The sequence below is a fragment of the Bacteroides thetaiotaomicron VPI-5482 genome (assembly GCF_000011065.1).
In the GTDB taxonomy this organism is placed as follows: domain Bacteria; phylum Bacteroidota; class Bacteroidia; order Bacteroidales; family Bacteroidaceae; genus Bacteroides; species Bacteroides thetaiotaomicron.
In genome coordinates this window covers 4,248,435-4,274,380 of the sequence record NC_004663.1, presented here as the reverse complement: position 1 = coordinate 4,274,380, position 25,946 = coordinate 4,248,435, and the positions used below count along the sequence as shown (strand labels likewise).

The following is a 25,946-nucleotide window of genomic DNA, read 5'->3' as shown; positions in this document are numbered from 1 at the left end:
TCTGCTTGATGACACTATCAAGTAGTTTCGCACAATTAAAGGATTTTAAATTCAAATTCTACGGACAGATTCGCACGGACTTCTACTATAACAGCCGTGCCAACGAGGAAACTGTAGACGGATTGTTCTACATGTATCCCAAAGATGAAGTGCTCGACGGCAATGGTGAAGACCTGAACGCTACATCGAACAGTAATTTCTATACATTATACTCCCGTTTGGGACTGGATGTGGCAGGCCCGAAGTTGGGAACAGCCAAGACATCCGCCAAAGTGGAAGTGGACTTCCGCGGGTCGGGAACTTCTTACTCCACCATTCGTCTGCGCCATGCATACTTTAACCTGGACTGGGGAAAGTCGGCTGTACTGGTAGGTCAGACATGGCATCCGTTGTTCGGTGATGTTTCTCCTCAGATTCTTAATCTTTCCGTAGGAGCACCGTTCCAGCCGTTCAGCCGTGCACCGCAGATTCGTTATCGCTTCAACAATAAACACCTTCAGTTGACCGGAGCGTTGGTATGGCAGTCTCAGTATCTGTCACAAGGACCTGCCGGTAAAAGTCAGGAATACATAAAGAAGAGCAATATCCCTGAGATTTATGTCGGAGCAGATTACAAAAACGGAGGATTTCTGGCGGGTGCCGGCATCGAAATGATTTCATTAAAGCCACGTACTCAATCTTCATGGGAAGAAAAGACGTTTGATCCGACCACCAATAGTACTATATCAATCCCACATACGTACAAAGTAGACGAACGTATCACTACCCTCTCTTATGAGGCTCATGTAAAATATACCAATAAAAATTGGTTCATCGGCGCCAAGAGCGTATTAGGTTCCAACCTGACACAAGCATCCGGTTTGGGAGGATTTGGAATTAAGCACATAGACAACAAGACAAAAGAGCAGGAATACACTCCGATACGCTTCTCCAGTTCCTGGCTGAATGTGGTCTACGGACAGAAATGGAAACCGGGAATCTTTGTAGGATACGCCAAAAACTTAGGAACAAGCGACGAATTAGTCTCTGAAAAACTCTATGGAACAGGAACCAACCTCGATAAACTGGTAACTGCCGGAGCTGAACTTACCTACAACGTTCCTCACTGGAAGTTCGGAGTTGAATATACATTGAGTTCGGCATGGTACGGCAAGCTGGACAAATCGGATGGTAAAATCATAGACACCCACTCCGTCAGCAACAACCGTATTGTAGCAGTCGCTATGTTCATGTTCTAATTTGCAGAAGGTCATTCAACAGAATTTAAGTTCCTACATCATTTTAAGGCCGACTAAAAAGTCGGTGGTATCTTAAATCTCCTCCTTCGGGAAGGAGGAGTACCCGCAGGGGGAGGTGGTAGGTGAATACACGATTCTTTCATTCATAATCAATTAGAGACAACCTTATTTTACCTACCACCCCGGCTTTCAGCCACCCCTCCTTCCCGAAGGGAGGGGAATTAATGATACTATTGACTTATTTGTCAGTCGCAATTTGTTTCAAAAAGTTTCAGACGCTTGAAACAATCAGGAGAAATACTCGATTAGGATGATTTGACCGCCCGATCCGATGAACTCAACCGTATCAGTTGTTTCAATTAATCTGTTCTTTTAGGAAGCATTAAATCATTTATTAGTCAATAATGGATGATCTCTCAGTCATTAATAGCTGATTTCTCAATTATTAATGGCTGAGAGATCAAACGTTAACAGTTGAGAAATCAGCTATTAACATCCTGTAAGTCAAAAGATAACATTGTAGAAATGAGACAGATCAGGATGAGACAGAGTGAGAGCAACCGTTTGCCCTCATACCTGCCACCACAGTTGCTACCAAACCGAAAACCACGATGAATAAAGGGATACAGACTTTTGTTAGAGCATGAGAGCAAAACGGCTATCAAATCACTGTGGAGAACCTAAGCGATATGTAGGCTCCTCAGCTTTCATTGCTGCTATTACAGCAGATTCCTTTGGCCGTAAATGCTCTGGGGGGATCTGATTATTCAGATAGCATACCACAGAACAAAAGATTATTTCTCCAGTTCTACCTCATAGCTGGCTCCATCCTTACAGAGGAAGCGGAGTACCGTTTGTTTTTTATCCTCGGATACCACTTTGCAGAAAGGAGTCTCCGCTACCTTCCACCTGCCTTTCAGAGTCACCGTCACAGGAATCTCACCGCTTTCATTGTCAATCCACGGGCGGGAATAGATGCTGCGTTCCATACGTTTTCCGTCTTTATCGAAAGCTTCATCACTCGGACCACGATACAATGCCAGATCCGGTTGAGCTACAGTCAATAATACTTTATCAGCAGATTCCTTACGGACCATCACTAAGCAGGACGTATCCGTACGCTGCAACAATCCACCGGGAAGCAGTGACTGGGGAGTTTCAAAAAGCACATAAGAAGTTATCCTGTCCGAAGGCGATTCAAGGATATGTGCATTCCGGTCTTGCTGTAATACGCTGTAGGCAGGTTTCTTTGCAAAGGCAGTCATCGTCTTCCGGTCGGTTCCCGGCAGAATGGCATATTCGTAGCTTCCCGCTTTCGGTGCTTTCCCATGGTCGATAATCAATGATACCCAGTCTCCTTTCGTTTCTTTGCCTGTATCCTGCATACGGGAGTATTGCGGAAAGTTTTTCTCGAATCTTGCAGGAACCGGCACATAATATCCGGTGCCCAGATGATCCATCCATACTTTTCCTTCACCCGCATTATTCTTCCAATAGTCATGTGCCGCTTTATCTGTCACCGCCAGTTGGAAGATGGTCGTCTCCGTTGGATAATCCGTGTTTGTATTCTCGATATCCGAGCCTAGACAAACGATCATTCCATCGATGAAATGGTAGGATTTTCGCGCACGATGCGTTCCGTTATACTTATCGTGTTCGTGCAGTTTCATTCCGAAGTTGCCATTCATCTTTCCTTGTGACAGGCCGCCGGCAAAGGCTTCATCCGAATAAAGCATCTCTTCCATTCCGGAGAATGTATCTACATTCAGCACGTTGGCTTTGAGCAGGTCCAGCGGGAGATGGATGGAAGTCACTCCCGGAATGCGGTTCCAGTCGAAACCTTCCTGCTGCCATCCGCTGGTGGCGGGAGTCACTGTCTGTCCCGGAGGTGCTGTCAGTATCTGGAGACTTCCATGTGCCAGATAACGTCCATAGAGGTTGTGTCCCAGATAATGTTCGGCTGCCCAAAGGTAGCGTGAATGTCCGCGTGCCACAGCCGACCAGTTTTCACGCCGTTGCACAGATACACAGCCATAGCCTAGTGAGAGATTACCCTGCGGATCGGATTCGGCACGAAAACCGTTTTCCACCAGTCGTTTGGCAATCTTACGCTCCTGAGCGTTCGAAACTTTCGGCATATATTCCGGTGCCTGTTCCGCAGAAGAGGAATCGGAAGATACGAGACGCAGGTAGGCGGATGCCATCTCTTTATCAAAATCGCCCTTTCCATCGGGAGTTCCGGCAATTGCCATCATCGCATAGTGCATGGGAACTAATTTCCCCTGTCCATCGGGATGGCGCCCGGACATAGACAAGGGAAAGTTCAGTTTATTGCAGTAGAAACGCATGGCAAGCAGGACATCTTTGACCGTCCGGTGTGCCAATTCGGAAACGGCAAGGCTTGTCCGACTGAAAAGATAAATCATATTCGTTGCCCCGTCCAGTCCTCCAACGGCATAGGCAGGGTAGTTATTACGGTGATGGAAAGCTCCTCCGTCCACTTTGAAAGAACCGGCCAGTCCCGGTGCAGGACGGCAGCCGTAGTCAATCCATCGGGAGAAGGATTTCAAGTATTGCAGCTTCTCCGGCGTGTCTTCCATCATCAGAATGCTTGCGATACGCCCGGTGGTTTGTGTATTGAAAGAATCCATATCGATGCCGTTGCCTTCCGGTTTGGGATATACCTCGTTGGTGATAGCATACCAACGCAACGTACGCTCCGCTTCAAGCAGTTTTCCTTCTTCCCGCAATACATCTTTCATCAGGAAATAAGCCGGATAAAGTCCGCGCACGCTATATCCGTAATGATGAATATTGCCCCAGCAACTACCATAAGCCACTCCCTGATCGGTGATATGGTCGTACATCGCAAGGAATTTCCGTTTCATTTCCTCGCGGACCGGTGATCCTGCCTCACTGTTATTGTAAGCTACGGCAATCCGTTTCATCAAGTCAAAATAGGCACGCATCTCTATCCCCATCTTGGTCAGCATATCCTTGTCCCAGTCCGGAATCATCCGTTCGTAGGCTTCGGAAGCGCGCACCATGAAAATGGGCACTCCGGACACTTGCCCGTCCTTATAGGTTATCTGATAGAGGTCGTATTTCTTACGGATGGTTTCGGCTTCTTTCTCCGTCACCTTCCCTTTGGTATAGATCATGTCACGAAAACGCTTTTCCAGCAGTTTCATTTCCTGCCGCTGCCTGTCGCTTACGGGAGTCAGTTCGATGTCCGGTTTCAGGAGGGAGTGTTTGTAGAGTACCAGCCAGTGATTGGTAGTGCCGGCATTGACAAAGGGGACTTGCAGATCGGCTGTCTGCTGACGGGCGTCTACCTTCGTCGCAGTGATCAGATGATCGATGAAAAGGCGTCCTTTTGCATTGGGAGCCACGATGCGGAGCTCGTTCATTCCCTCTTCCGGCGTGCCTTGCATATCGCGTTCATAGCAGACCCATGCCGCACGCCAGCCTTTGAAATTGATGCCGAAAGGGAAAGAAGCGCACTTACGGCCGTCTTTCAGAAATTCAAACTCGATAGCAGCGTCCTGAGGCTGCTCATTGTATATCCATACGATGAAAGCGGAAAGATACAGGTCTTTCCCTGTCGGGTCCTTCTTTTCAAACTTCAGGTCTTTCCGGAGTTCCAGTTTCCCGTTCGGTTCGAAGGTCCATTCCAACGAATGTTTCCCGTCTTTATAATGTGCACCGGATATGCCCAACTGAGACTGAACACCGGTTATACAGGCAGGTAACTGCGGTTCTTCAAAAGAGAACATCCGCTCGTCCGTAACTATCTGCGCATTGAGGAATGCCGGACAGAGAAAAGACAATATCAGCATTGTCACTGACAGAGTAAAAGATTGCTTTATCATAGAATATATCGTTTTAGGTCCGATGGTAAATCGGTTTATCATTAGCCGGTATTTACAGAGAGAGATCACTTGTTCTTCTCCCGAATGCAAAGAAACCCCTCTTTTGTTGGAAAGAGGGGTTCAAATCGTACAAAATAGTTCAAATTATGTGCTATCTCTTATAAATAATGACCGATATGCTCTCTGCCGGTCCTGCCCTTAAGGGTGAAGTTCTTTAAAAGCCGCATTCTCTTCCTGCACGTGCTGAATGGTTTGTTTCAGCTCTGCAATCGGCAAATCATATCCATACCAGCCGGTATAACAGTCTACTACATACCATTTTCCATCGGGCAGCAATTCGAACTCCACACGTAAGTCGATCTCCGATTCTTCGTATCCCGCCTCAAATACCTTATGCGCCGGTTCGTTCAGCGTAAACTTAGATACATAAACACCGCCCTCTTCCTGAGTGATACGTTCTTCTTTCAGCGTTTCACTGTCCAGCAACGGCCACTTTTCCTTCGTAAAAGGGAACGTTTTCTCAGTTTCCCCGTCATCCGCCAATAAAGTAACCGGCGTTTTCAACGGAAACTTGACACGAGTATACTGAAACGCCGCACTGGAAGTAAACTTATCCAGAAACGACTTGAAATCTTCTCCTGTCTGTGCTGCTTCACTTTCTACTTTCGCCCTGGAGCTATTGCCACAGGAAATAAATGAAATACCTGCCAGCAATGACATGACCATCAAACAGCATGCAAACTTCTTAGCTCTCATAACACGATATAAATTAAGAGTTTAAAATAACGCTGCAAAGATAATGACAAGTTCAATATCTTGATACGAATCGGGAAGAAAATAGTTAAACTACTACAAATAATAAACTTACCACACCTCATTATTCCGGTATTAAAATACCTTTGTCATAAATCGAAATACTAACTTAAATAAAAACACACCATGAGACCCCCCTACTGTTTTCTCCTGATAGGTCTTTTGCTTTTATGCAGTACACAGACTATCGCTTTCGCCCAATCCGGCACTTATCAGACAATTCCCGAATCTTTGCGAGGCTACTGGCAATTTAAAGCAGACAATGTGTCTGACTGGAACGGTCCGCTCATCGGAGAGAATTTCGTAGAGAACTATTATGTCGTTTTTTATGCCGAACAGATAAAACAGGAAGCTGACGGCAGCTACTTCTTCCATTTACGCAATCAGAAAGGAGATACGACGGAATTCCGTATCACACCTACCGGCAATGACGCCGCCACCATCTGGTACAAAGGCTGGAAAGAGCCGAAGAACTGTATCCGCAAGCAAGTCCCCGACCACACGGAACCGCTCACTCCCCTTACATTGCCCGACCGTGTTTATCAGAAATGGGTGAAAGGATTATCCGGAAAAGTAATCTACGAATTCACCCGTGACGGAAAACTGCTCTATGACGGAAAAACATGGGATATCTTATCGGCCGGATATTTTCTCAATAAAGAATATCGGCTGCTCGTCAAAAGCGGAGAATCATACAAACTGCTTTACCTCAGCTTCCCCCTGCCGAAAACAATGAACGTAGCCGCTGAACTGCAAAATGAAAAAGTCTCTCCCATCGCCTCACACCCTGAAATATATGCTTTCGCCGGATGTTGGATCAATCAAGCAACCGGGGACTGGCGCATCGGATTCTTCGAAGACTTTGCTGTCTACCAATGTCAATTTTGGGATTATGAGTCGATAAACACCCAAAAGAATCAGACCACCATCATCCTGAAAAATGGAACAGAACAACTGAAAGTACGTTTAACTCGTAAAGATGAAACATCCTGCACCCTGTCTGTCGGAAAAGAAAAGGCACAGACATATGTTCTTTGTAACGACAAATATCTACCCGATTATCCGGTAGCTGATACCACTCCTTTCGTAGACAATGGTTATCAAACGGATAGCGTGACTCTCATCGGATACCTGCGTAACCTGCCTTCGACACGTCCTTTCGAAGTAGACGTACCGGATATGATCACCAATAATGAAGAAGAATATACAACCGAAATCGACTCACTTGGAAGGTTCACCCTCCGTTTCCCTGTATTGAACAGCCACAACGTGTTCATCGATTGGGGACGTACCACTATCTGTACATCCGTAGAGCCGGGAGAGACCTATTTCCTCTATGTGGACTTCGCTGACAAAAAGAAATTAGTGATGGGAGAAAAGGCACGTATCCTCAACGAACTGCTGGCCCACGAAGGACTCAGTGAATATATCGGCTACGACGAAGGAGAAAAAATGGAAAATATGGAATATTTGCAAAAGACGCAGGATATCATCCGTCATAAATCAGAATATCGTGCAAAGATGCTCAATGATCATCCGCTTCTCTCGCACAAGTTCCGCTATTACACAGAACAGGAAATCCGCTACAACGCCGCACGTGACCTGATGCAGCGCCGCTTTTCGGTAGACCGTAACAAGCAGGAGCATCTGCAACCGAAATTTATGAGTTATGTAGACTCGGCACTATATCCCCGTCCGGTAGAGCCTTATACGCTTCTCAGAGATTATGGTTCTTTCCTGCGGGATTACGTCGGATACATAACGGACATTGCTCCCGCTTCTTCAAACAGATTGACCGTGACTCCTCAAAAGATGGAAATGCTCTATCTCAAATTTGAAAGGGACGGAAAGATTCAGCTATCACAAGAAGAAAAAGACGCATTACACGCCTTCAGTAACTTCGAACAAGAAATTGAAAAAATGAAAGCTGCGAATACGGCTGACTCGCTGACAATGGCTGCCTACAACAAAAAGATGGAACCGAGCATCAAAACAATACAGAGCCTCGTAGGCAGAGACGAAATTTTCAATGACTATATGATGGGAAACTTGCTCGCTAATTCCATCAATCGTACCCTTGCTATCATTGACTCCCTGCAAATGGACGAAAAATTAAAGGAGATACTAAAGGCAAATTGCTATTATGAGATGTTGCAGCAGACTCACAAAGAATTGCCGGACAGCCTCATCAATAAATTCAAAGCAGAAGTTTCTAATCCTTCCCTACAGGCTTATGTATTAAACCAACAAGGGATATACGAAGAAATATCCCATAAGGCCATCGAATATCCCGAAAGCCTGATGCCTAACGAACCTCTGGCAGAGATCACAGACGGAGAACAATTATTCCGCAAAATCATTGAGCCTTATAAAGGGAAAGTGGTTTATCTGGATGTATGGGGCACCTGGTGCGGTCCGTGCAAGGACATGATGCAATATGCAGGAAGCGCCAAGAAACTGTTTGAGGGAAAAGACGTGATATTCTTATATCTCTGCAACCATTCCTCAGACAAATCGTGGAAAAACATTATCAAGGAATATGGACTGACCGGCAAAATTGCCGTCCACTATAACTTGCCCGATGAGCAGCAAAGGGCTATTGAGAAGTTCCTGCAGGTTCGCTCCTTCCCCACCTATATGTTGATAGACAAGGAAGGAAACATCGTAAACCGTGACGCCCCCAGACCCAACAGGGAAAATGATCTTCTCAATGCAGTCTATAAGTTATTAGAGAAATAAACGACTCATTTCTTCCGCAAATACTCGTATCCGAAACGGCAAAAGAGACATTTCCGTTTATCACAATACTCTTTGCGGAGCTGTATCAATGCCTGGCTATCTGCCGCCGAACCGACCGGTAGCCCGGCATCTCCCCACGACCGGATAATATGATTATTCTCCGCTTTCAACTCTTCCAGAAAACGTCCGGCACGATCACACATCCGCTCATCGGTTCTATGCAGACCATAAGCATATAAGAAAGGAACAACGGTATTAATCACGATCAAGTCCTGTGACTTCTCTCCCATCGATTTCTCTCTTTGCGGAGAAGGCCGGCCGAATATATAATGATTATCCCAATATGCAGAAGCATGAGTAGACAGTAATTGACGCACTTCCGGCAAGGTTTCTGCCTCCATCATCTGCGAAAAGAGCTTATCAACTTTCTGATACAAGTAGGCCAACTGTGCTAACCGGATATGGGGAAAGTTTTCCGGACGAAGCCTCAAAAAACGCCATAAACCAGCATCCATCACCTGATTAAGTTCAAACTTCCGTTGCAGATAGCGAAATTCCTTACGAAGCCGGAGACTATACTCGTCTTCCTGCTCCTTCTTTAAAAACGCCTCCTCCAGCAAACCGGCCTGCCCGAAGAAAAAAGCCTCTATCTGAAACAGATCATTCCGATGCTTGTCTATCGCCCGAAATGGAAGCAGTCCTGCCCACGTCTCAAAAGCATCGCCATTCAAGCCGAAACCGAAATTACGGGCAAGAGTGATAAAGAAGGCATCTTCCCAATGACGGTCACATCGTTCCAGCCGGTCGGCAATTTGCCTTGCTTTTTGCTCCAGTCGTTCGGTCTGAAGAGCCGTCAGCCAGGAGTGAATCGTTAATTTGGATAAGGACCCTATGATGGAGTAGCAGGCAGGATATTGGTCGGCAATGCAGAGTTCATGATAATGGGTTTGTACATTCTCGGGACAGGTCAATAGCAGTTGGGGGATTTGCTCACCATTGGAACGGGTTACTTCGGCATCTGCCTCGGCCACCACATGCAGAATCACAGAATCGTATGTTTTATCATGGTCGTGACCGTGACGGTACCAGTCTGAAGAATGAGTATGTATCTCTATATTTCCCACCCACAATGTACCGTCTATCTTCAGCTTCGCATTAAAAAAGTCGGGACCGGCATCAGGGTTCTGCAGTCCTGAATCGATAATTTCTACCAGTAAGCCTTTGGTGGTTTGCAGTATTTTGAGAGGGAATAATTTATGTTTCCACACATAGTGGAGAAGGTGTTCCATGTTAACAGAAAGTTAATGTGCACTGCAAATGTAATAAAAATCTTATCTTTGCGACTATTATTTTGAATATAAGTCAGAAAACAATGAAAATAGCGTTGATCGGTTATGGAAAAATGGGCAAGGAACTTGAAAAGGCAGCCCTTAGTCGCGGACACGAAATTGTCTGCATTATTGATGTTGATAATCAGGAAGACTTTGAGTCGGAAGCATTCAAGTCCGCCGACGTAGCCATTGAGTTCACCAATCCGATGGTAGCCTACAGCAATTATATGAAAGCTTTCAAAGCCGGAGTCAAATTAGTATCAGGCAGTACAGGATGGATGGCGGAACATGGCGAAGAAATCAAAAAGCTATGTACCGAAGGAGGAAAAACCCTTTTCTGGTCGTCCAACTTCAGTCTTGGAGTAGCCATCTTCTCGTCTGTCAACAAGTATCTGGCAAAAATAATGAATCAATTCCCCGGTTATGACGTCACCATGAGCGAGACTCATCATATCCATAAACTGGATGCACCCAGCGGCACTGCCATCACACTGGCTGAAGGCATACTGGAAAACATGGACCGCAAAGACAAATGGGTAAAAGGAACGCTCCTTGCACCGGACGGTACCGTCAGCGGCACCGACGCCTGCGCTTCCAACGAGTTTCCTATCGACTCGATCCGTGAAGGAGAGGTTTTCGGCATCCATACCATCCGCTACGAGTCAGAAGTAGACAGCATTTCCATCACGCACGATGCCAAGAATCGCGGCGGCTTTGTATTGGGAGCCATCCTTGCTGCCGAATACACGGCCCAACATGAGGGATATCTGGGCATGAGTGATTTATTCCCATTCTTAAACGAATAAGGCTTCAAAGCCACTATCAAACGAATATAGATTATGAGACAAGCCACACGCACACAATGGATCAAATGCACCATTGCTATTCTCCTTTATCTCGCCTTCCTCATCTGGGTACGCAGTTGGTGGGGGCTGATTGTCGTTCCTTTCATCTTCGATATTTATATCACCAAGAAAATACCCTGGTCATTCTGGAAAAAATCGAAGAATCCTACCGTTCGTAATGTTATGAGCTGGGTAGATGCCATTGTCTTTGCATTGGTTGCTGTCTACTTTGTCAATATCTACATTTTCCAAAACTATCAGATTCCTTCCTCGTCTTTGGAAAAGTCATTGCTGGTAGGCGACTTCCTGTACGTCAGTAAGATGAGCTACGGGCCACGTGTGCCGAATACGCCGCTTTCCATGCCGTTGGCGCAACATACGTTGCCTATTTTAAATACCAAATCATATATCGAATGGCCTCAGTGGAAATATAAAAGAGTGCCCGGGTTCGGAAAAGTGAAACTCAATGACATTGTTGTCTTCAACTTTCCTGCCGGTGATACGGTAGCGCTCAACAATCAGCAAACAGATTTCTACTCTATAGCTTACGGTGAAGGTCAGCGCCTGTATCCCAAGCAGATAGAGATGGACAGTCTGACACGCCAGCAGCAACGTGCTGTTTACGATTTGTATTATAATGCCGGTCGCCAGCAGATTCTATCGAATCCGCGTGTTTACGGAGAGGTCGTTTATCGTCCGGTAGACCGCCGTGAAAACTATGTAAAACGCTGTGTCGGTCTGCCCGGAGATACGCTGCAGATCGTAGACGGTCAGGTCATGATTGACGGCAAGGCTATCGAGAATCCCGAAAATCTGCAGTTCAACTACTTCGTACAGACCACAGGCCCGTATATCACAGAAGATATGTTCCGTGAATTAGGCATCAGCAAGGCAGACCAGACATTGTATGATGATTCTTCATGGGAAGAAACCTTCAGACAGATCGGACTGGACAATCGGAATGCACAAGGAAAGATGGCTCCTATTTATCATCTTCCGCTGACGAAGAAAATGTACGAAACATTGTCCGGCAACAAAAAGTTCATCAGCAAGATCGTCATGGAACCGGAAGAGTATGCCGGACAGATGTACCCGCTCAACTTACATACCAAATGGAACCGTAACAACTACGGTCCGATCTGGATTCCCGCCAAAGGTGCTACTATCACTCTGACTGAAGATAACCTGCCTATCTACGAACGTTGTATTGTCGCTTACGAAGGAAATAAACTGGAGATCAAGCCGGACGGTATTTATATCAACGGCGAGAAAACCGATCAATATACCTTTAAAATGGACTATTACTGGATGATGGGCGACAACCGCCACAATTCTGCGGACTCCCGCTATTGGGGATTCGTTCCTGAAGACCATGTAGTAGGTAAACCTATCGTTGTATGGCTGTCACTTGACAAAGACCGCGGATGGTTTGATGGTAAAATCCGTTGGAACCGCCTCTTCAAGTGGGTAGACTAATAAGTATACAGACGTGATAGAGTGATAAGGTGATAGAAATTGATGAACATTCGTAAATTCAAATGGATATTCGCATTCGCCGGAGCAATAGCCGTCGTGCTTCTGCTCCGGGGATTCGCTTTTACATCCTGCCTTATCCCTTCCACCGGTATGGAGAATTCACTTTTTCAGGGTGAACGTATTCTGGTCAACAAATGGAGCTACGGCCTGCGGGTTCCGCTGATGTCACTGTTCTCATATCACCGCTGGTGCGAGCGATCTGTCCGGCAACAAGATGTTGTAGTCTTTAATAATCCCGCCGCCATCGGGCAACCGACTATTGACCGAAGAGAAATCTATATCAGCCGTTGTATCGGTACTCCCGGTGATACCCTGCTTGTCGATTCCCTTTTCTCCGTATCCTCTCCCGAAGCGCAACTCAATCCGGACAAGAAAAGGCTCTACACCTATCCCGCTGCCAAAGAGCAGTTGATCACTTCGCTTATGCAAACCCTTTCCATCACCAACGACGGACTGATGGGAAGTAATGACAGTACTCATGTCCGCAGTTTCAGCCGCTATGAATATTACTTACTGGAACAAGCGATCAGCGATCAGAACTGGATTCAGCCTTTGACGGAAAAGAGCGAAAAAGAGCTTAAACCGCTCATCGTTCCCGGCAAAGGGAAAGCACTACGAGTATATCCGTGGAATATCACATTGCTGCGAAATACCCTCGTGATGCACGAAGGCAAACAGGCGGAAATAAAGAATGATACGCTTTATATCGACGGAAAACCCACACAGCATTGTTTTTTTACCAAAGATTACTACTGGATGGCTTCCAACAATAGTGTCAATCTGTCCGATTCACGTCTGTTCGGATTCGTTCCGCAAGACCATATCATCGGGAAAGCATCGTTGATCTGGTTCTCTAAAGAAAAAGGAACGGGAATCTTTGACGGATACCGATGGAATCGCTTCTTTCAGTCTGTAAAATAATTCACATGCATAGTTTTCAACATAACATCTGTACATAAAATAATGAGAATAGCTTATTTATCTTCTGCCTACCTTGCTCCAGTAGAATATTATACCAAACTATTGGAATATGATAAAATATATGTCGAACAACACGATCATTATATAAAGCAAACCTATCGCAACCGTTGTACGATTGCCGGACCTGACGGCGAACTGGCACTCTCCATTCCAACCGTCAAACCGGATACGCTGAAATGTCCAATGAAGGATATACGTATTTCCGATCACGGTAACTGGCGCCATCTGCATTGGAATGCCATCGAATCAGCCTACAACAGTACTCCTTACTTTGAATATTACAAAGACGACTTCCGCCCTTTCTACGAAAAGAAATACGAGTTTTTAGCCGATTTCAACGAGGAACTCTGCCAGCTGGTCTGTAAGTTGATAGACATTCAACCCTGCATTGAACGAACTTCAGAATATAAAACGGAATTCACAACAGAAGAAACAGATTTCCGCGAGATTATTCATCCTAAGAAAGATTTCCAGATAGCTGATCCAGAATTTGTTCCGCATCCCTATTACCAAGTCTTTGATTCCAAACTCGGTTTTCTCCCTAATCTGAGTATTATTGACCTGCTTTTCAATATGGGACCAGAGAGTTTGTTGGTATTAACAAGTAAATAACATTATAATAGCCAGACAAAGACATCAAACGTCCTGACACTACGTATCTTATCATATATCCCGGTAAGGTTAACAGGCGGACAAGCCTTGATTAATATCTTTTGTCCGCTTCCTGTTTTCGTTCCACGTACGTAAACCGTTGGGACTGCGTACGTGATCCCATCGGTTCACGTACATGAACTCATGGGATTACAGACGTGAAACGAAGAAATGTAACGACCGTAATACATTAATCTAACGTTGAAAACAGCTTAATAAACGTAGCACAAACTATTAAATGAACCGGCTTACCTGAACTAGGAAGGCAGAATCTCTTATGAAGGTGACAATAGAAAAGCGATTTTTCTCTATTATCACCCTATTGTCACCACCTATTATCACCCTTATCACGCTAAATTCCAGCACATTAAGCCTGGAAAGTGACAAGTGACAATAAGAATAACGTTTTTAACTCTGTAGAAAGAGACAAATTATAATCACCAGGTCACTATTATTTCCTTCAACAGATTACTCTTCATTCAGTCGATTCAGTAAATATCTGACATTCTCAAGATGTAAATGATTGACCCGGTACATCTGTTTATATTGCCAACTATTTTTAGTAGTATCGATAATACAATCTATAAAAGAGCCCATTATATTGGCACTTTGCATACGATTGGTATTTGAAACCTGCATATTCATCATATGCATACCAAATCCTTTAATCACATCTTTTACACTAATTTTCTTAAAATGATGAACTGCCTCGAAGGCTGCTACATTACCAAAAAGAACATTCTCTAAATCTTCCAGTCTTTGCCGATCCGAGCGTTCCACCAAATAACTGGCTGGATTTATAAAACGATTGAGCGTAAGATAAAAGGTCATCATTTCATGATCTGAAGAAAAAATGGCATGCATGAATTGTGTTGCGTCCCCCGGACAAACAATCTGCTGGTTGTTTAAAACCTCCTTCATAAGAATTTAAATTAAATGGTGAATAAATTAAGTTCAACGGGGCTAAACAGAAAGGTGGTTTTAGATAATAAAAGAAGCGGTTCCGCCTGTCCCATTGCTCTTTTCTCGTTCACACAAGGCAGCAGGTGCATTAACACTCTACATGGGGGTGCGAAACCGCCCATATAGAATGAACCGGACAGGCATAAAAATGCCTGCCACAATTACAAGGCAGGTTTCCAGCCTTGTGTGATTTTGAAAAAAGAGCACTACAAAGATAGGACATAAATCAGAATAGGAAAAAGAAATTCATTCTAAATTGCATATACCACAGTAAAATGCAAGGTATAAGCCTTATTTCTAATCACAAGCCAAACTCGTTTCAAAGAAAAAGGAGAATGTTGTGACTCTCTCTTTTATAAGATAACAACATTCTCCCAGCAATCTGTTTTACCGGGGGAGGACCCCAGTTTTACCAACCGGATACCTATCTCAACTCAAATGGTACAATTCCTTTAATGTCTCTGGATGATGTTCCGATGACTGCTTCAAACTTACCCGGTTCTGTCATCCATTCGTGTTTGACATCATCGAAGAAGCTCAGGGCTTTTTTATCAATCGTCAGCGTTACAGCCTTCTCCTCACCCGGAGCCAGTTTTACTTTCTTGAAGCCTTTCAGTTCCTTGACCGGACGAGGCAGAGAGGATTTCTTATCGCTGACATAAAGCTGGATAACTTCCTGACCTTCACGAGTACCTGTATTCTTTACGTTGATCGTGAAAGAGATGGTATCATCGGCAGTCATCACCTTTTTGTCAGCCGAAGGTTTCCCGTAAGCGAAAGTAGTATAGCTCAATCCGTGTCCGAACGGGAAAAGCGGTTTGATCTTTTCTTTGTCTGCCCAGCGATAGCCAACAAAAATATCTTCACGATAGATTTCGTTTATGGTATCACCATTGTTCTTGGAGTGTGCCAGCTCTTCTTTATTCCCCGGATATTCACCCAGTTTATGTGCGCCTACGTCTTCCAGTCTTGCAGGAAAAGTAAAAGGAAGTTTCCCCGACGGATTAGCATCTCCTAGCAGTACCGAAGCAAGAGCTGTTCCGGCTTCCGAACCTAAGAACCAACCCTGAACAATAGCGGGCACTTCATTTACCCAAGGCATGGCAACCGCATTACCGGAGATGTTTACGACAATCAAGTTCTTATTTACTTTTGCCAACTCGCCAATCACCCTGTCCTGCGCATACGGCAATCCAAGGGATGCACGGTCCGAATCTTCGCAATCCTGATGATTGCTCTTGTTCAGTCCACCGAAGAAAATTACGTAATCCGCATCTTTAGACACTTCTACAGCCTCAGCAAGAAGTTCATCCTCCGAACGGTCGTCTTTCAAATCTTGTCCGGTCTGTACTCCATTATATTCCCCTGTCGGGTCACCAACGTATCCACGGACATACAAAACTTCCGCCTGTGAACCTACGCGGTTCTTCAAACCGTCCAAAGGAGATATCTCATATTTCACTTTCAGAGAAGAACTGCCACCGCCTACAGTCATCATCTTAATGGCGTTTTCACCGATAACAGCAATCTTCCTGGCTTTCTTCAAGTCAATAGGCAATACATTATCCTTATTCTGTAACAGTACAATTCCTTCTTCACCGATTTTGCGTCCGGCTTGTCCATGCTCGGGCGAAGCCAGAGAACCGAAAGGTTTATGCGGGTTCATCGAAGTGCGGAAGATCAGACGGAGGATATTACTCACTTTTTCGTCCAGTTCTTTGGTTCCGACTGTGCCGTCCTGGATCAGTTTCAGGTAAGGATGCGCCAAATAGTAATTGTCATAAGCATTCCTTGTCCCGGCAGAAAGTCCGTTTGTCCATGAACCGAACTCCATGTCCAGACCATTCGAAATGGCCTGGAAAGTATCATGTACTCCGCCCCAATCTGAAACGACGACACCATCAAAGCCCCATTCCTTACGCAGAATATCTTGCAGCAATCGCTTATTATGGCACGCATGCTGAGTCTTATAGAGCTTACCGGAGTCGGTATCTTCACTAAACGAATAAAGGTTGTAAGCCCCCATTATTGCCCAAGCACCACCTTCCTGAACGGCCGCTTTGAAAGCCGGAAGATAAATCTCATAAAGAGCACGGTCGCTCAAATGAACATTGGTGGTGTGACGGTTGAACTCCTGATTGTTTAATGCGTAATGCTTCACACAAGCAGCAACACCGTTTTCCTGTACTCCCTTAATATAAGGAACTACCATCATGGAAGACAGGTACGGATCTTCGCCCATATATTCAAAATTACGCCCATTCAACGGGGTACGGTAGATGTTGACACCGGGCCCCAGGAGAATATCTTTTTTCCGGTAACGGGCTTCTTCGCCAATGCTCTTCCCATAAAGATAAGACATTTCGGGATTCCATGTTGCAGAAAGGCAAGTCAATGCAGGATAGGCTATACAGGAATCGTTTGTCCATCCTGCCTGATCCCACTCATCCCATAATACTTCGGGACGGATGCCGTGAGGGCCATCGGTTGCCCATACTTCGGGAATCCCCAGACGAGGGACTCCCGGTGAACTAAATTTAGACTGCGCATGAGTCATCTTCACCTTCTCTTCAAGTGTCATACGGCTCAGCGCATCTTTCACCCGTTCTTCGATAGGCTTGCTCGTGTCTAGATATACTGGTGTCTGCGCCATATTCATAGTCGGTAAAACGGCGGCTATAGACAAGCCAAGTAACGTTGCTTTAAATTTCATGTTCATAAATGATTTCTGTATTTTTACTTCTTCACAACAGAAAGAATTCCTTTATCTATCCCCTGAGTGAAATCTAACGTAAACACATAAGTAACTCCCTGTTCCAACGGAGAGGCCAATACAAGATTTTCCTCATCAACATTGAATAAGTTCCGGGTAGCCTGATCCATTTGCAGGTTCTTTTGATGAAATTGCTGATCCCAAGACTTTCCACCCAGATATTTAACACTGATATAATCGTATCGTATGCGTTCACCAATAGCCGTACTGCCTTCAGCACCAGTCTTCCCAGTAAACTGATAAACTTTCGGACTGATTTCCGCCACACAATAAGCAGTCGAAAAGTCCCAGTTAAATTCGTCCTTAATAGACGGAGAGCCCATACCATAGCCCAACAACCATACGGCACCATGCCCGTCAGCATCCAGTCCGGCTTCACTATTGCCATTCATACGTACTACTGCAAAGTATTTGCGTGTAGCATTTACCATCACCCTATAGCTACCGGCAACCGGCAAGAACTTCAAGTGATTATCTCCGGTCTTCACCAGATAATCCGGATCAACATACCAATCATTTAGATCTTCGATGCCACCTATTTCGAGTGTCTGGTTCTGCGTCAAAGACATCTGCAATTGATACATATCGGAACTGCCTTCTTCCAGCTTCATTCCATTGATTGTAATGTCCGGTCGCGGCAAGTCTACCTGTCCTACTTTCTCTACAGTCAGTACTGCTTTGGTATTACCTTTCGTTACATCTACCGTAAACTTATAAACACCGCCTCTCTCAAATTTCTGACCTTCCTGCAACTTCAAGTTACCCGACTCTGTTATTTCAACAAGATCGCTTGTAGTAGAGATGGCATCTCCCTTAAATTCACCATTATCCCACTTGTTTATGTGGAAGAATTTAAAGTCAATATCACTTGTTTTCATAGTCACACCGGCAGTAAACGTAAGCTGATACTTCTTTGCCGCAAGTTGCGGCATACACAAACCATTCTCCGGCGTCCATCCCACTTCGTACAAAGATACCGACGGCTTGCCAATTCCATTTCCGATAGCCCAGATAGCTCCTGTTCCGTCATCCTGCAATTTAGCTGCTTCACCGTCTTTTAAAGCTATGACAGAGAAGTACTGTCTCTTACCGTTTGCTGTAATCTGATAGCTTCCGTCAATCGGCAGGAACTTCAGTGTTCCATCCTCCTGCTTTTCAAAGAAGTCCGGATCAATCCACCATTCATCATAAGCAGGCACTCCTTCGAACGTCAGAATGTCATTCTGCTTTAACGACAGTTTAACAGCATATACATCGTTTTCTACCAATTCCATTTCTTTTCCATTCAGCAATAATTTGGCAAACGGACTCGCTTCATAGTTGAAAGTATTAAACTGAATCGTATAATTGCCCGGCTCTGTATTGGAGAACGGGATAGACGTAGTAGAGCCTACTGCAATCGTATTGTCTTCCCAGCCAAAAGTTAGCTCGTTGCCGTGCTCCCCTACTTTCGGAGTTTTGATATACGCTTTCATCTTCTGCGAAAAGTCTCCCGATACGCTATAATGATACATCGATTGCCTGTCCATCCGGTACTCCTGTCCTTCTTCATCTACCAAGGTCAGATAAGGAAAGTCCGGGCGTGCCAACGTAAGTTCCGTTTCCTGTTCCGTCGTAGTAAAGTGAATATTCTGAAGGATATACTTCAATGTCGCCTTTCCGTTAGGAATATTAGCATAATAAGGAATATAAATCTTTCCAGTATAGTCGCTTCCACTTGTCTTTGTTCGGATCACCGTTTCAGATACCTGTTCTTCTCCATAGAAAAGCTGCGCTTTCAAAGTAGAAAGAGGAACGTCTACATCCGAAGCCTTGATCGTAAACGGAAGGCTGTCGCCGAAAAGGGCATCCGCATTCTCCGCCTTGATCTCCATACTCGGATTACCGGGAAGGAACTCGTCATCATTACAGGAATTCATGGATAAGATTCCCGCCAATGCCAATGTTATATAGATACTTTTTTTCATTGTCTTTATACTTTTAAGGTTCTTACTTTGACTTTGCCCAACGGTATGAAGTTACTGATTTACCGGGAACGTCATAAGCAAAATGACGTTGGCCGTCGCTGACAGTTATCTTCTTCGACTTCTCATTGTTGTTTATCAGAACAAAGGCATACGTTCCGTCCGTATTTTCGAAAGCAGAACAGGTAATACCGTTGTCCGTATAACCGGTAGTGGCGATACGCACAGCTCCCGGCTTCACAACACTTGAAAGATGAGCAATGATATAGTAGTGAGAGTTACGTATGATTGTCTTATAATCACTGTTATTGATATCTACCGCACCATAGCAAGTCTGACAACCACCTTCACGATTCGGACCACGGTCGTTATCGAGCATCAGATTCCAGACAATTACGCCCTTACACCAATTATTGATTGTTCCCAATGCTACCTCTTCCATATCTTCCATCAGACGCTTCGACAAGTCACGTCCGCTGTTCCATGTGCCGATAGAAGTTTCTGTAAACAGAAGTTCTTTCTCAGGATATGCCTGATGTATATTCAGCAATTCTTCACGGTTGCCGCCATAGTTATGGTAAGCAGCACCTGCCAGATACTGAGAAGCAGCAGCATCTTCGTAAATCTTGCCCGGATAGTTCTTCTGCGATTCGATATTGTCATAATTGTAGTTATGGTCGAAAGCATAAATCTTGGTAGACAGTCCGGCAGCTTTCATCTGAGGACCGAGCGCTGTTTTCACGAAGTCTCTTTGTTCTTCCCATTCCATATAGAGCGAAGCGGAGTTGCCACGGTTCAAAGGTTCATTTTGCGGAGTTACTGCATAAATGTCAATGCCTTCGGCTTTAAATGCCTGTATCCATTTCACAAAATAAGTAGCATAATCCTGATAATAATCCGGGTTCAATTGTCCGTTCGTCCACGAATCCAATGGTGTACGGTCTGTCAGGCTTTTCACTTTCATCCATTTCGGACAGGTCCAAGGAGCGGCAATTACCTTGATAGAAGGGTTAATGGCCAGAATCTCTTTCAGGATCGGAAGGATATAGTCCTTTTCTTCGCTCTGCAAAGCAAAGTTTTCGATCCCTTTCGTATCACAGCAGGTATATTCGCTTAACGAGAAGTCCGAACAACCGATGGAAATACGGATGTAACTGAATCCGAAACCATCTTTATCGGAGAATGTTTCCGTCAGGAAAGCATGACGGTCAGCCGGTTTCATCAGTAACAGGTTGTAACAGGTAGAACCTGTGATAGCTGCTCCGAAACCATCCATCGTCTGGTACTGTTCCGCAGGATTCAAAGTTATTGTGGTTGGAGCCAAATTGTCTTTCGGGCTGAAGTTAACCGCATCACGGGTCAAATCACGGGTCAGACTGCTGGTTGTCGTATAAATGGCTACATCTCCGGTGGGGACAGGTACTACCGGTTTTTCCGCATCATCACTATTGCTACAAGCCGCTAATATGGTGAAGCATCCTAAAAAGGTCAGTGCTATATTTCTCATGTTTATCATAATCGTTAGTTTCTTTTTCTATTTAAATACATTATAAGTGATGTTATCTCCGGCTCTATCAATATCCGGGGTTCTGTTCAATCTTGTCATTGGCATCGATTACCGATTGTGGGATAGGCAGGCGATAAGAGTTCTTATCAAAGGCGTAAACCTGTGACTTGCGACCTGAATCTTTCGCATATACGGCGTTCATCACCTCTTCTACCTTATCCAGACGAACCAGATCAAACCAGCGTTGTCCTTCGAATGCCAGTTCCAGCCGACGTTCGTTGAGCAATGCGGTAATCATCGCATCCCGGTCTTTACGTACGGATGAAGACAATTCGCCCAATCCGGCACGTTCACGCACTTCGTCGATGATCTTAGCTGCCGCTTCCAGATCCGGCGTATCCTGCATGATCAATGCTTCTGCCTTCAATAACAGCACATCAGCATAGCGGTATTTAATAATGCTGCTATTAGCCGAACGGCATTTGTACATGAAAGGATAATTGTCCGACGGATAATAGTTGCTCCAATTACAATCATAGTAAACTACGGATTCCTGAAAGCGAATCTGATCTCCTTCTTTCTTGAAAGCATTGATCAAATCACGTGACGGAGTTACCCATTTTGCCCAAGTGAAGTTATTATTCCAGTTTACAAGGTCACGTCCGAACATCCATGTACACCAGTTACCCGAACCGGGAGTAAACTGAGCTTCCAGTATAGATTCTTTAGTATTACGGGCTTTTGCATCCGTTCCGGCAGCATTCATGCCGAACAAATCGCTAAAGTCCTTCACAAGCTCAAAACCATCAGCCTTCACCTCGTCACAGTAACGGATTACTTTTGAATAGTCACGCAACGGTTTCTCTGCATAGATCTTTGCAAGAAGAGTACGGGCTACGGATTTTGTAAACAGAGTTTTGTTGCCTGCCGTATTATCCGGCGCATGCTGGATGGCAGCCAGCAAATCTTTCTCTATCTGCTGATAAGCTTCCAGTTCTGTGTTTTGTGCCGGGAAATATTGTTCATACACATCTTCGATATTTTCTGAAGTAATATCATCAGCTACTGTTGTAATAACCGGGAAATCCCCCCACAGACGTACCATATCGAACATGACCATGGCACGGAATATCATTGCTTCCGCCTTATACTGCGCACGTTCGGCAGTAGTCAAAGAGTTATCGGTCACCAAGTCAATATTACATATCAATTTATTGGCACGGGCAACGTCTTCCAGATAACGGTTCCAGTCACGTTCGAGCACAGAGTTGGAACCTTCGATGGAATTGTTCTCAAACGGAAGTACCTCAGCTCCCGTAGTTCCTGCGTACGCATTATCCGCATGCGAATCTGATATGAGCAACAAGTCCACATACCAGTGTTCCTGACGATCGCGCATCTGATTATAGATAGTCGTCAGGTGACTTTCTACAGCCGCTTTATCTTTAAATACCACCTTTGTACCGGTATCCGTCACACCTTCGGTCACATCCGAATAAGTATCGATCGGATCGTAATTCAGTGAGCAGGAAGAAAGTCCGAACAGCAAACCGGAAGTGAGTCCATAAAATATATATCTTAGTTTCATAGTCTTTCCTTTCATTAGAATTCAACATTAATACCAAACACGTATGATCTAGAATGCGGGTATGTACCCCAGTCGATGCCTTGCACCGTACCGCTGTTGCCCCATTGGTTTACTTCCGGGTCCATGCCGGAGTAGCTTGTCCATGTCAGCAGATTGGTAGCGGTAAAGTAAGGTTGCAGACGGGTGATTCCCCATTTCTGCAGTAATTTGCCCTTAAAGTTGTACGACAAGGAAACGTCTTTCAATCTCAGGTAACTGCCATCTTCAATAAAGTAAGTAGAGTTCAGCAACTTGAAATTAGCTTTCGGCACATTGGTTATCTGTCCGGGTATCTTCCAGCGGTTCAGTACTTTGGTAGACTGATTCTTTCCATCGTACATCCCTTCTGTTTCTATACGGGAAGCATTGAAGATATCATTTCCGTAAGAGCCTTGGATAAACACACTCAAATTAAATCCTTTCCATGAGAAAGTGTTGGTCAGACCATAAGTAAAGTCCGGATTCGGGTCGCCGATATAAGTACGGTCGGAAGTCGAGATTTTACCATCACCACTCAGGTCACGATACATTAATTCACCTGTCTCAGGATCTACACCGTCACTGATATATCCGTAAAAGCCTCCTAAAGCACGTCCCGGCTCATTACGCACTACATAATCGTTGACTACATCCGCAGTTTTGGCATCATAGTACACTTTCTGCAATTCAAGTTTCGTCAATTTGTTCCGGTTGAAGGAAATATTGAAGTCCGTATCCCAGGTAAATGCTCCCCCCCGGAAGTTCTTCGAACTAATGGTAAGCTCAAAACCTTTATTAGTCATTTCACCTTCATTACGGGCGATAGAAGTAGCTGCAGCAGCACCGGCAGGCAGTGATACGTTCATCAGCATGTTCTTGGTCTTCTTGTAATAGTAGTCCATGTTAAAAGTCAAACGTCCATTCAATACTGTCAGGTCCAGACCAATATTGGTCTGAGTAGTCGTTTCCCAAGTAAGGTCAGACGTACGTAAATTGGCCTGGCTGATAGTCGGTACCGCATTCGCATAATCTGTTGTATCACCTTCAGCCGCTACCTTAAACCATTCAATACGACCGATATTATAACGTTGCAAATAAGCATAGTCACCAATACCAGACTGATTACCTGTCTGTCCCCAGCCTCCACGTATTTTAAAGTCATCAATCCACGTCAGATCAGCCATAAACTTCTCGGAAGATACACGCCAGGCAGCTGAGAACGATGGGAATACCCCCCAACGATGATCAGGATGCAACTTAGAAGAACCGTCGGCACGCAGGTTAGCCGTCAACAGGTACTTACTATCAAAATTGTAAGCTACACGTCCGAAAAATGACATAATTCCCCATTGAGAAGCACCTGTACCGGTATTATCCCAGGCAATTTTGTTCGCGGCATTCAAGGTCTGTATCAGATCATTGCGGTAGTGTGAACCGTTTATCCAACTGTTAGAGTAGTCTGAATCCGTCCACGATGACCCTGCCATTACCTCCAGACCATGTCTCTTGAAGTTCTTATTGTAAGTAAATACATTGTCGAATGTCAATACCGTATTCATATTCCGGTTGTCGGAGGCTTCACCATACTGGTTACGTCCCCAAGCAGTAGAAATCGGATCAAGAAAAGTAGTATTTACAGCATTGCGACGGTCAAGTGTTAGAGTTGATTTAAACTTCAACTCCGGCAGCAAGGTAAGCAACACGTTGCCCGATGCCAGCAAACGGTTTTCCTTATCTTTATTATTCTTCGCACGTGCCATGTTCTCCAACGGGTTGGTGATATTTCCAACTCCATAGAAGTTATTGTAATACTGGTTCGGATTTAAAGCATCCCAGATCGGAGCATATGTCGGCGTATTGATAACAGCCAATACAACGCCACCGCGATTCGCTCCTGTTCCCATCGCTCCCCCTCCGTTACTGGTATAGTCCGAGTAGGAGATATTAGCACTTACTGTCAACCAGCTACGAATCTGATTTTCAAGATTCACCCGGAAATTATAACGCTTGTAATAAGAGATATCCAGTATTCCCTTTTCATCGAGATATCCGGCAGAAAGATAGTATTTCATCTTTTCATTACCGTTAGATACTGCTACCTGATAGTTTTGCATCTTTCCGGTCTTATATGTTTCGTCAAACCAATCAGTACGGTCGGGCAGTCCATCAGGCAAGGATACCAGTCCGATTTCATCCTGTAACTCTTTATACTGCGCAGCATTCAGAGATTCTACCTTATCCGCCACCTTGTTCAAGCCAAACTGTGCTGTCAGAGATACTTTTGCCTTTCCGGTCGCTCCGGCCTTTGTTGTAATCAGAATTACACCATTGGCAGCACGCGAACCATAAATAGAAGCCGAAGAGGCATCTTTCAGAATCTGCATGCTTTCAATATCATTCGGAGATAAAAACTTAATGTTATCCACAGGAACACCATCCACTACATATAGCGGATCGTTACTTCCGTTCATAGAAGTAGTACCACGCACACGGATAGACATCTCTCCTCCCGGCGTACCGCTAGGCTGAATTACGGAGATACCGGCTGCCTTACCCTGAATAGCCTGTCCGGCAGAAACGATGGGACGTACATCAAGATCTTTAGTAGACACAGTGGAAATGGCTGTCGTAACATCTTTACGTTTTACCGAACCATAGCCGATCACAACTACTTCTTCAAGTACTTCATTGTCTTCCTGAAGTGTAACTTTCATCTGTCGGGATGCTTTCTGTTCCTGCGATTTATATCCTACATAAGAGAATATTAAAGTAGCATTGGACTGGACCGTCAATGTAAAGTTACCGTCTAAATCAGTTATCGCTCCGTTAGTTGTCCCCTTTTCCTGTACACTTACACCGATAAGCGGTTCTTTCTGTGCATCCAGCACCTGACCGGATGCAGTAAATTGTTGTGCGGATGCACTCAGAGAAAAAAATACTGCTAAGATAGCAAAGAGAATCTTGCGACTCCCCGAAAGGATTTTTCGCCTGTTCTTTTTCATGCGTATTAATTTTAAAGTTTATAATTAAGGTATGTGCTTGACAGGACTTTCGCCACTATTTCAGAAGCACAGGTCAAAAGTATAAAGAAACTGAAGTGATTTGACAATGAGGGTATAATAAGTGG

15 protein-coding genes are annotated in these 25,946 nt (G+C 44.8%); 6 read left to right on the top strand and 9 right to left on the bottom strand.

The genetic code is table 11. The annotated features are described in order from the left end of the window. The first annotated feature begins 8 nt into the window (after window positions 1–8). On the top strand, window positions 9–1,238 hold the full coding sequence (locus BT_RS16835) for a DcaP family trimeric outer membrane transporter (RefSeq protein ID WP_011108770.1): 1,230 nt from the start codon (window positions 9–11) through the stop codon (window positions 1,236–1,238). 794 nt (window positions 1,239–2,032) lie between these two features. Here the strand turns inward: BT_RS16835 and BT_RS16830 are convergent. Together BT_RS16830 and BT_RS16825 are read right to left on the bottom strand one after the other, a co-directional pair. Beyond that, entirely contained in the window at window positions 2,033–5,110 is a 3,078-nt protein-coding gene (locus BT_RS16830; RefSeq protein ID WP_008767535.1) for a chondroitinase family polysaccharide lyase, read from the bottom strand. 198 nt (window positions 5,111–5,308) lie between these two features. After that, a complete protein-coding gene (locus BT_RS16825; RefSeq protein ID WP_008762925.1) occupies window positions 5,309–5,866 on the bottom strand; it encodes a hypothetical protein in 558 nt (185 codons plus the stop codon). A 183-nt stretch (window positions 5,867–6,049) separates the two neighbouring features. Here BT_RS16825 and BT_RS16820 point away from each other — a divergent pair, with 183 nt between their 5' ends. After that, a complete protein-coding gene (locus BT_RS16820) occupies window positions 6,050–8,662 on the top strand; it encodes a TlpA family protein disulfide reductase (RefSeq protein ID WP_008767534.1) in 2,613 nt (870 codons plus the stop codon). Window positions 8,663–8,667: 5 nt separating this feature from the next. On the opposite strand, the gene BT_RS16815 is transcribed toward BT_RS16820, so the two are convergent. Continuing rightward, window positions 8,668–9,951: a DUF2851 family protein gene (locus BT_RS16815; RefSeq protein ID WP_011108767.1), complete on the bottom strand. Its 1,284-nt coding sequence runs from the start codon at window positions 9,949–9,951 to the stop codon at window positions 8,668–8,670. Between the two features lie 83 nt (window positions 9,952–10,034). Between BT_RS16815 and dapB the strand changes: the two genes are divergently transcribed. The 4 genes from dapB to BT_RS16795 are packed head-to-tail and all read left to right on the top strand — an operon-like array spanning window position 10,035 to window position 13,967. Continuing rightward, entirely contained in the window at window positions 10,035–10,799 is a 765-nt protein-coding gene (gene dapB, locus BT_RS16810; protein ID WP_008762922.1) for a 4-hydroxy-tetrahydrodipicolinate reductase, read from the top strand. Between the two features lie 33 nt (window positions 10,800–10,832). Further along, a complete protein-coding gene (lepB, locus tag BT_RS16805; RefSeq protein ID WP_011108766.1) occupies window positions 10,833–12,314 on the top strand; it encodes a signal peptidase I in 1,482 nt (493 codons plus the stop codon). Between the two features lie 42 nt (window positions 12,315–12,356). Beyond that, window positions 12,357–13,295, top strand: coding sequence for a signal peptidase I (gene lepB, locus BT_RS16800; RefSeq protein ID WP_011108765.1), 939 nt, complete (start codon window positions 12,357–12,359; stop codon window positions 13,293–13,295). Window positions 13,296–13,337: 42 nt separating this feature from the next. Then, window positions 13,338–13,967 (top strand): WbqC family protein, encoded by a 630-nt coding sequence (locus BT_RS16795; RefSeq protein ID WP_011108764.1) that lies wholly within the window; start codon window positions 13,338–13,340, stop codon window positions 13,965–13,967. Between the two features lie 507 nt (window positions 13,968–14,474). Here the strand turns inward: BT_RS16795 and BT_RS16790 are convergent. From BT_RS16790 to BT_RS16765, 6 genes are all read right to left on the bottom strand, one after another. Continuing rightward, the gene (locus BT_RS16790) at window positions 14,475–14,927 is read right to left on the bottom strand and encodes a hypothetical protein (RefSeq protein WP_011108763.1); all 453 of its coding nucleotides are present in this window, start codon (window positions 14,925–14,927) and stop codon (window positions 14,475–14,477) included. Between the two features lie 466 nt (window positions 14,928–15,393). Further along, on the bottom strand, window positions 15,394–17,688 hold the full coding sequence (locus tag BT_RS16785) for a glycoside hydrolase family 3 C-terminal domain-containing protein (protein WP_011108762.1): 2,295 nt from the start codon (window positions 17,686–17,688) through the stop codon (window positions 15,394–15,396). A 17-nt stretch (window positions 17,689–17,705) separates the two neighbouring features. Continuing rightward, a complete protein-coding gene (locus tag BT_RS16780; protein WP_011108761.1) occupies window positions 17,706–19,709 on the bottom strand; it encodes a DUF5125 domain-containing protein in 2,004 nt (667 codons plus the stop codon). 22 nt (window positions 19,710–19,731) lie between these two features. Then, on the bottom strand, window positions 19,732–21,222 hold the full coding sequence (locus BT_RS16775; protein ID WP_011108760.1) for a glycoside hydrolase family 30 protein: 1,491 nt from the start codon (window positions 21,220–21,222) through the stop codon (window positions 19,732–19,734). A gap of 58 nt (window positions 21,223–21,280) precedes the next feature. Beyond that, window positions 21,281–22,816, bottom strand: coding sequence for a RagB/SusD family nutrient uptake outer membrane protein (locus BT_RS16770; protein WP_008767524.1), 1,536 nt, complete (start codon window positions 22,814–22,816; stop codon window positions 21,281–21,283). Continuing rightward, entirely contained in the window at window positions 22,816–25,821 is a 3,006-nt protein-coding gene (locus BT_RS16765) for a SusC/RagA family TonB-linked outer membrane protein (protein WP_011108758.1), read from the bottom strand. The genes BT_RS16770 and BT_RS16765 overlap by 1 nt, the downstream gene beginning before the upstream one ends. Window positions 25,822–25,946 lie beyond the last annotated feature (125 nt).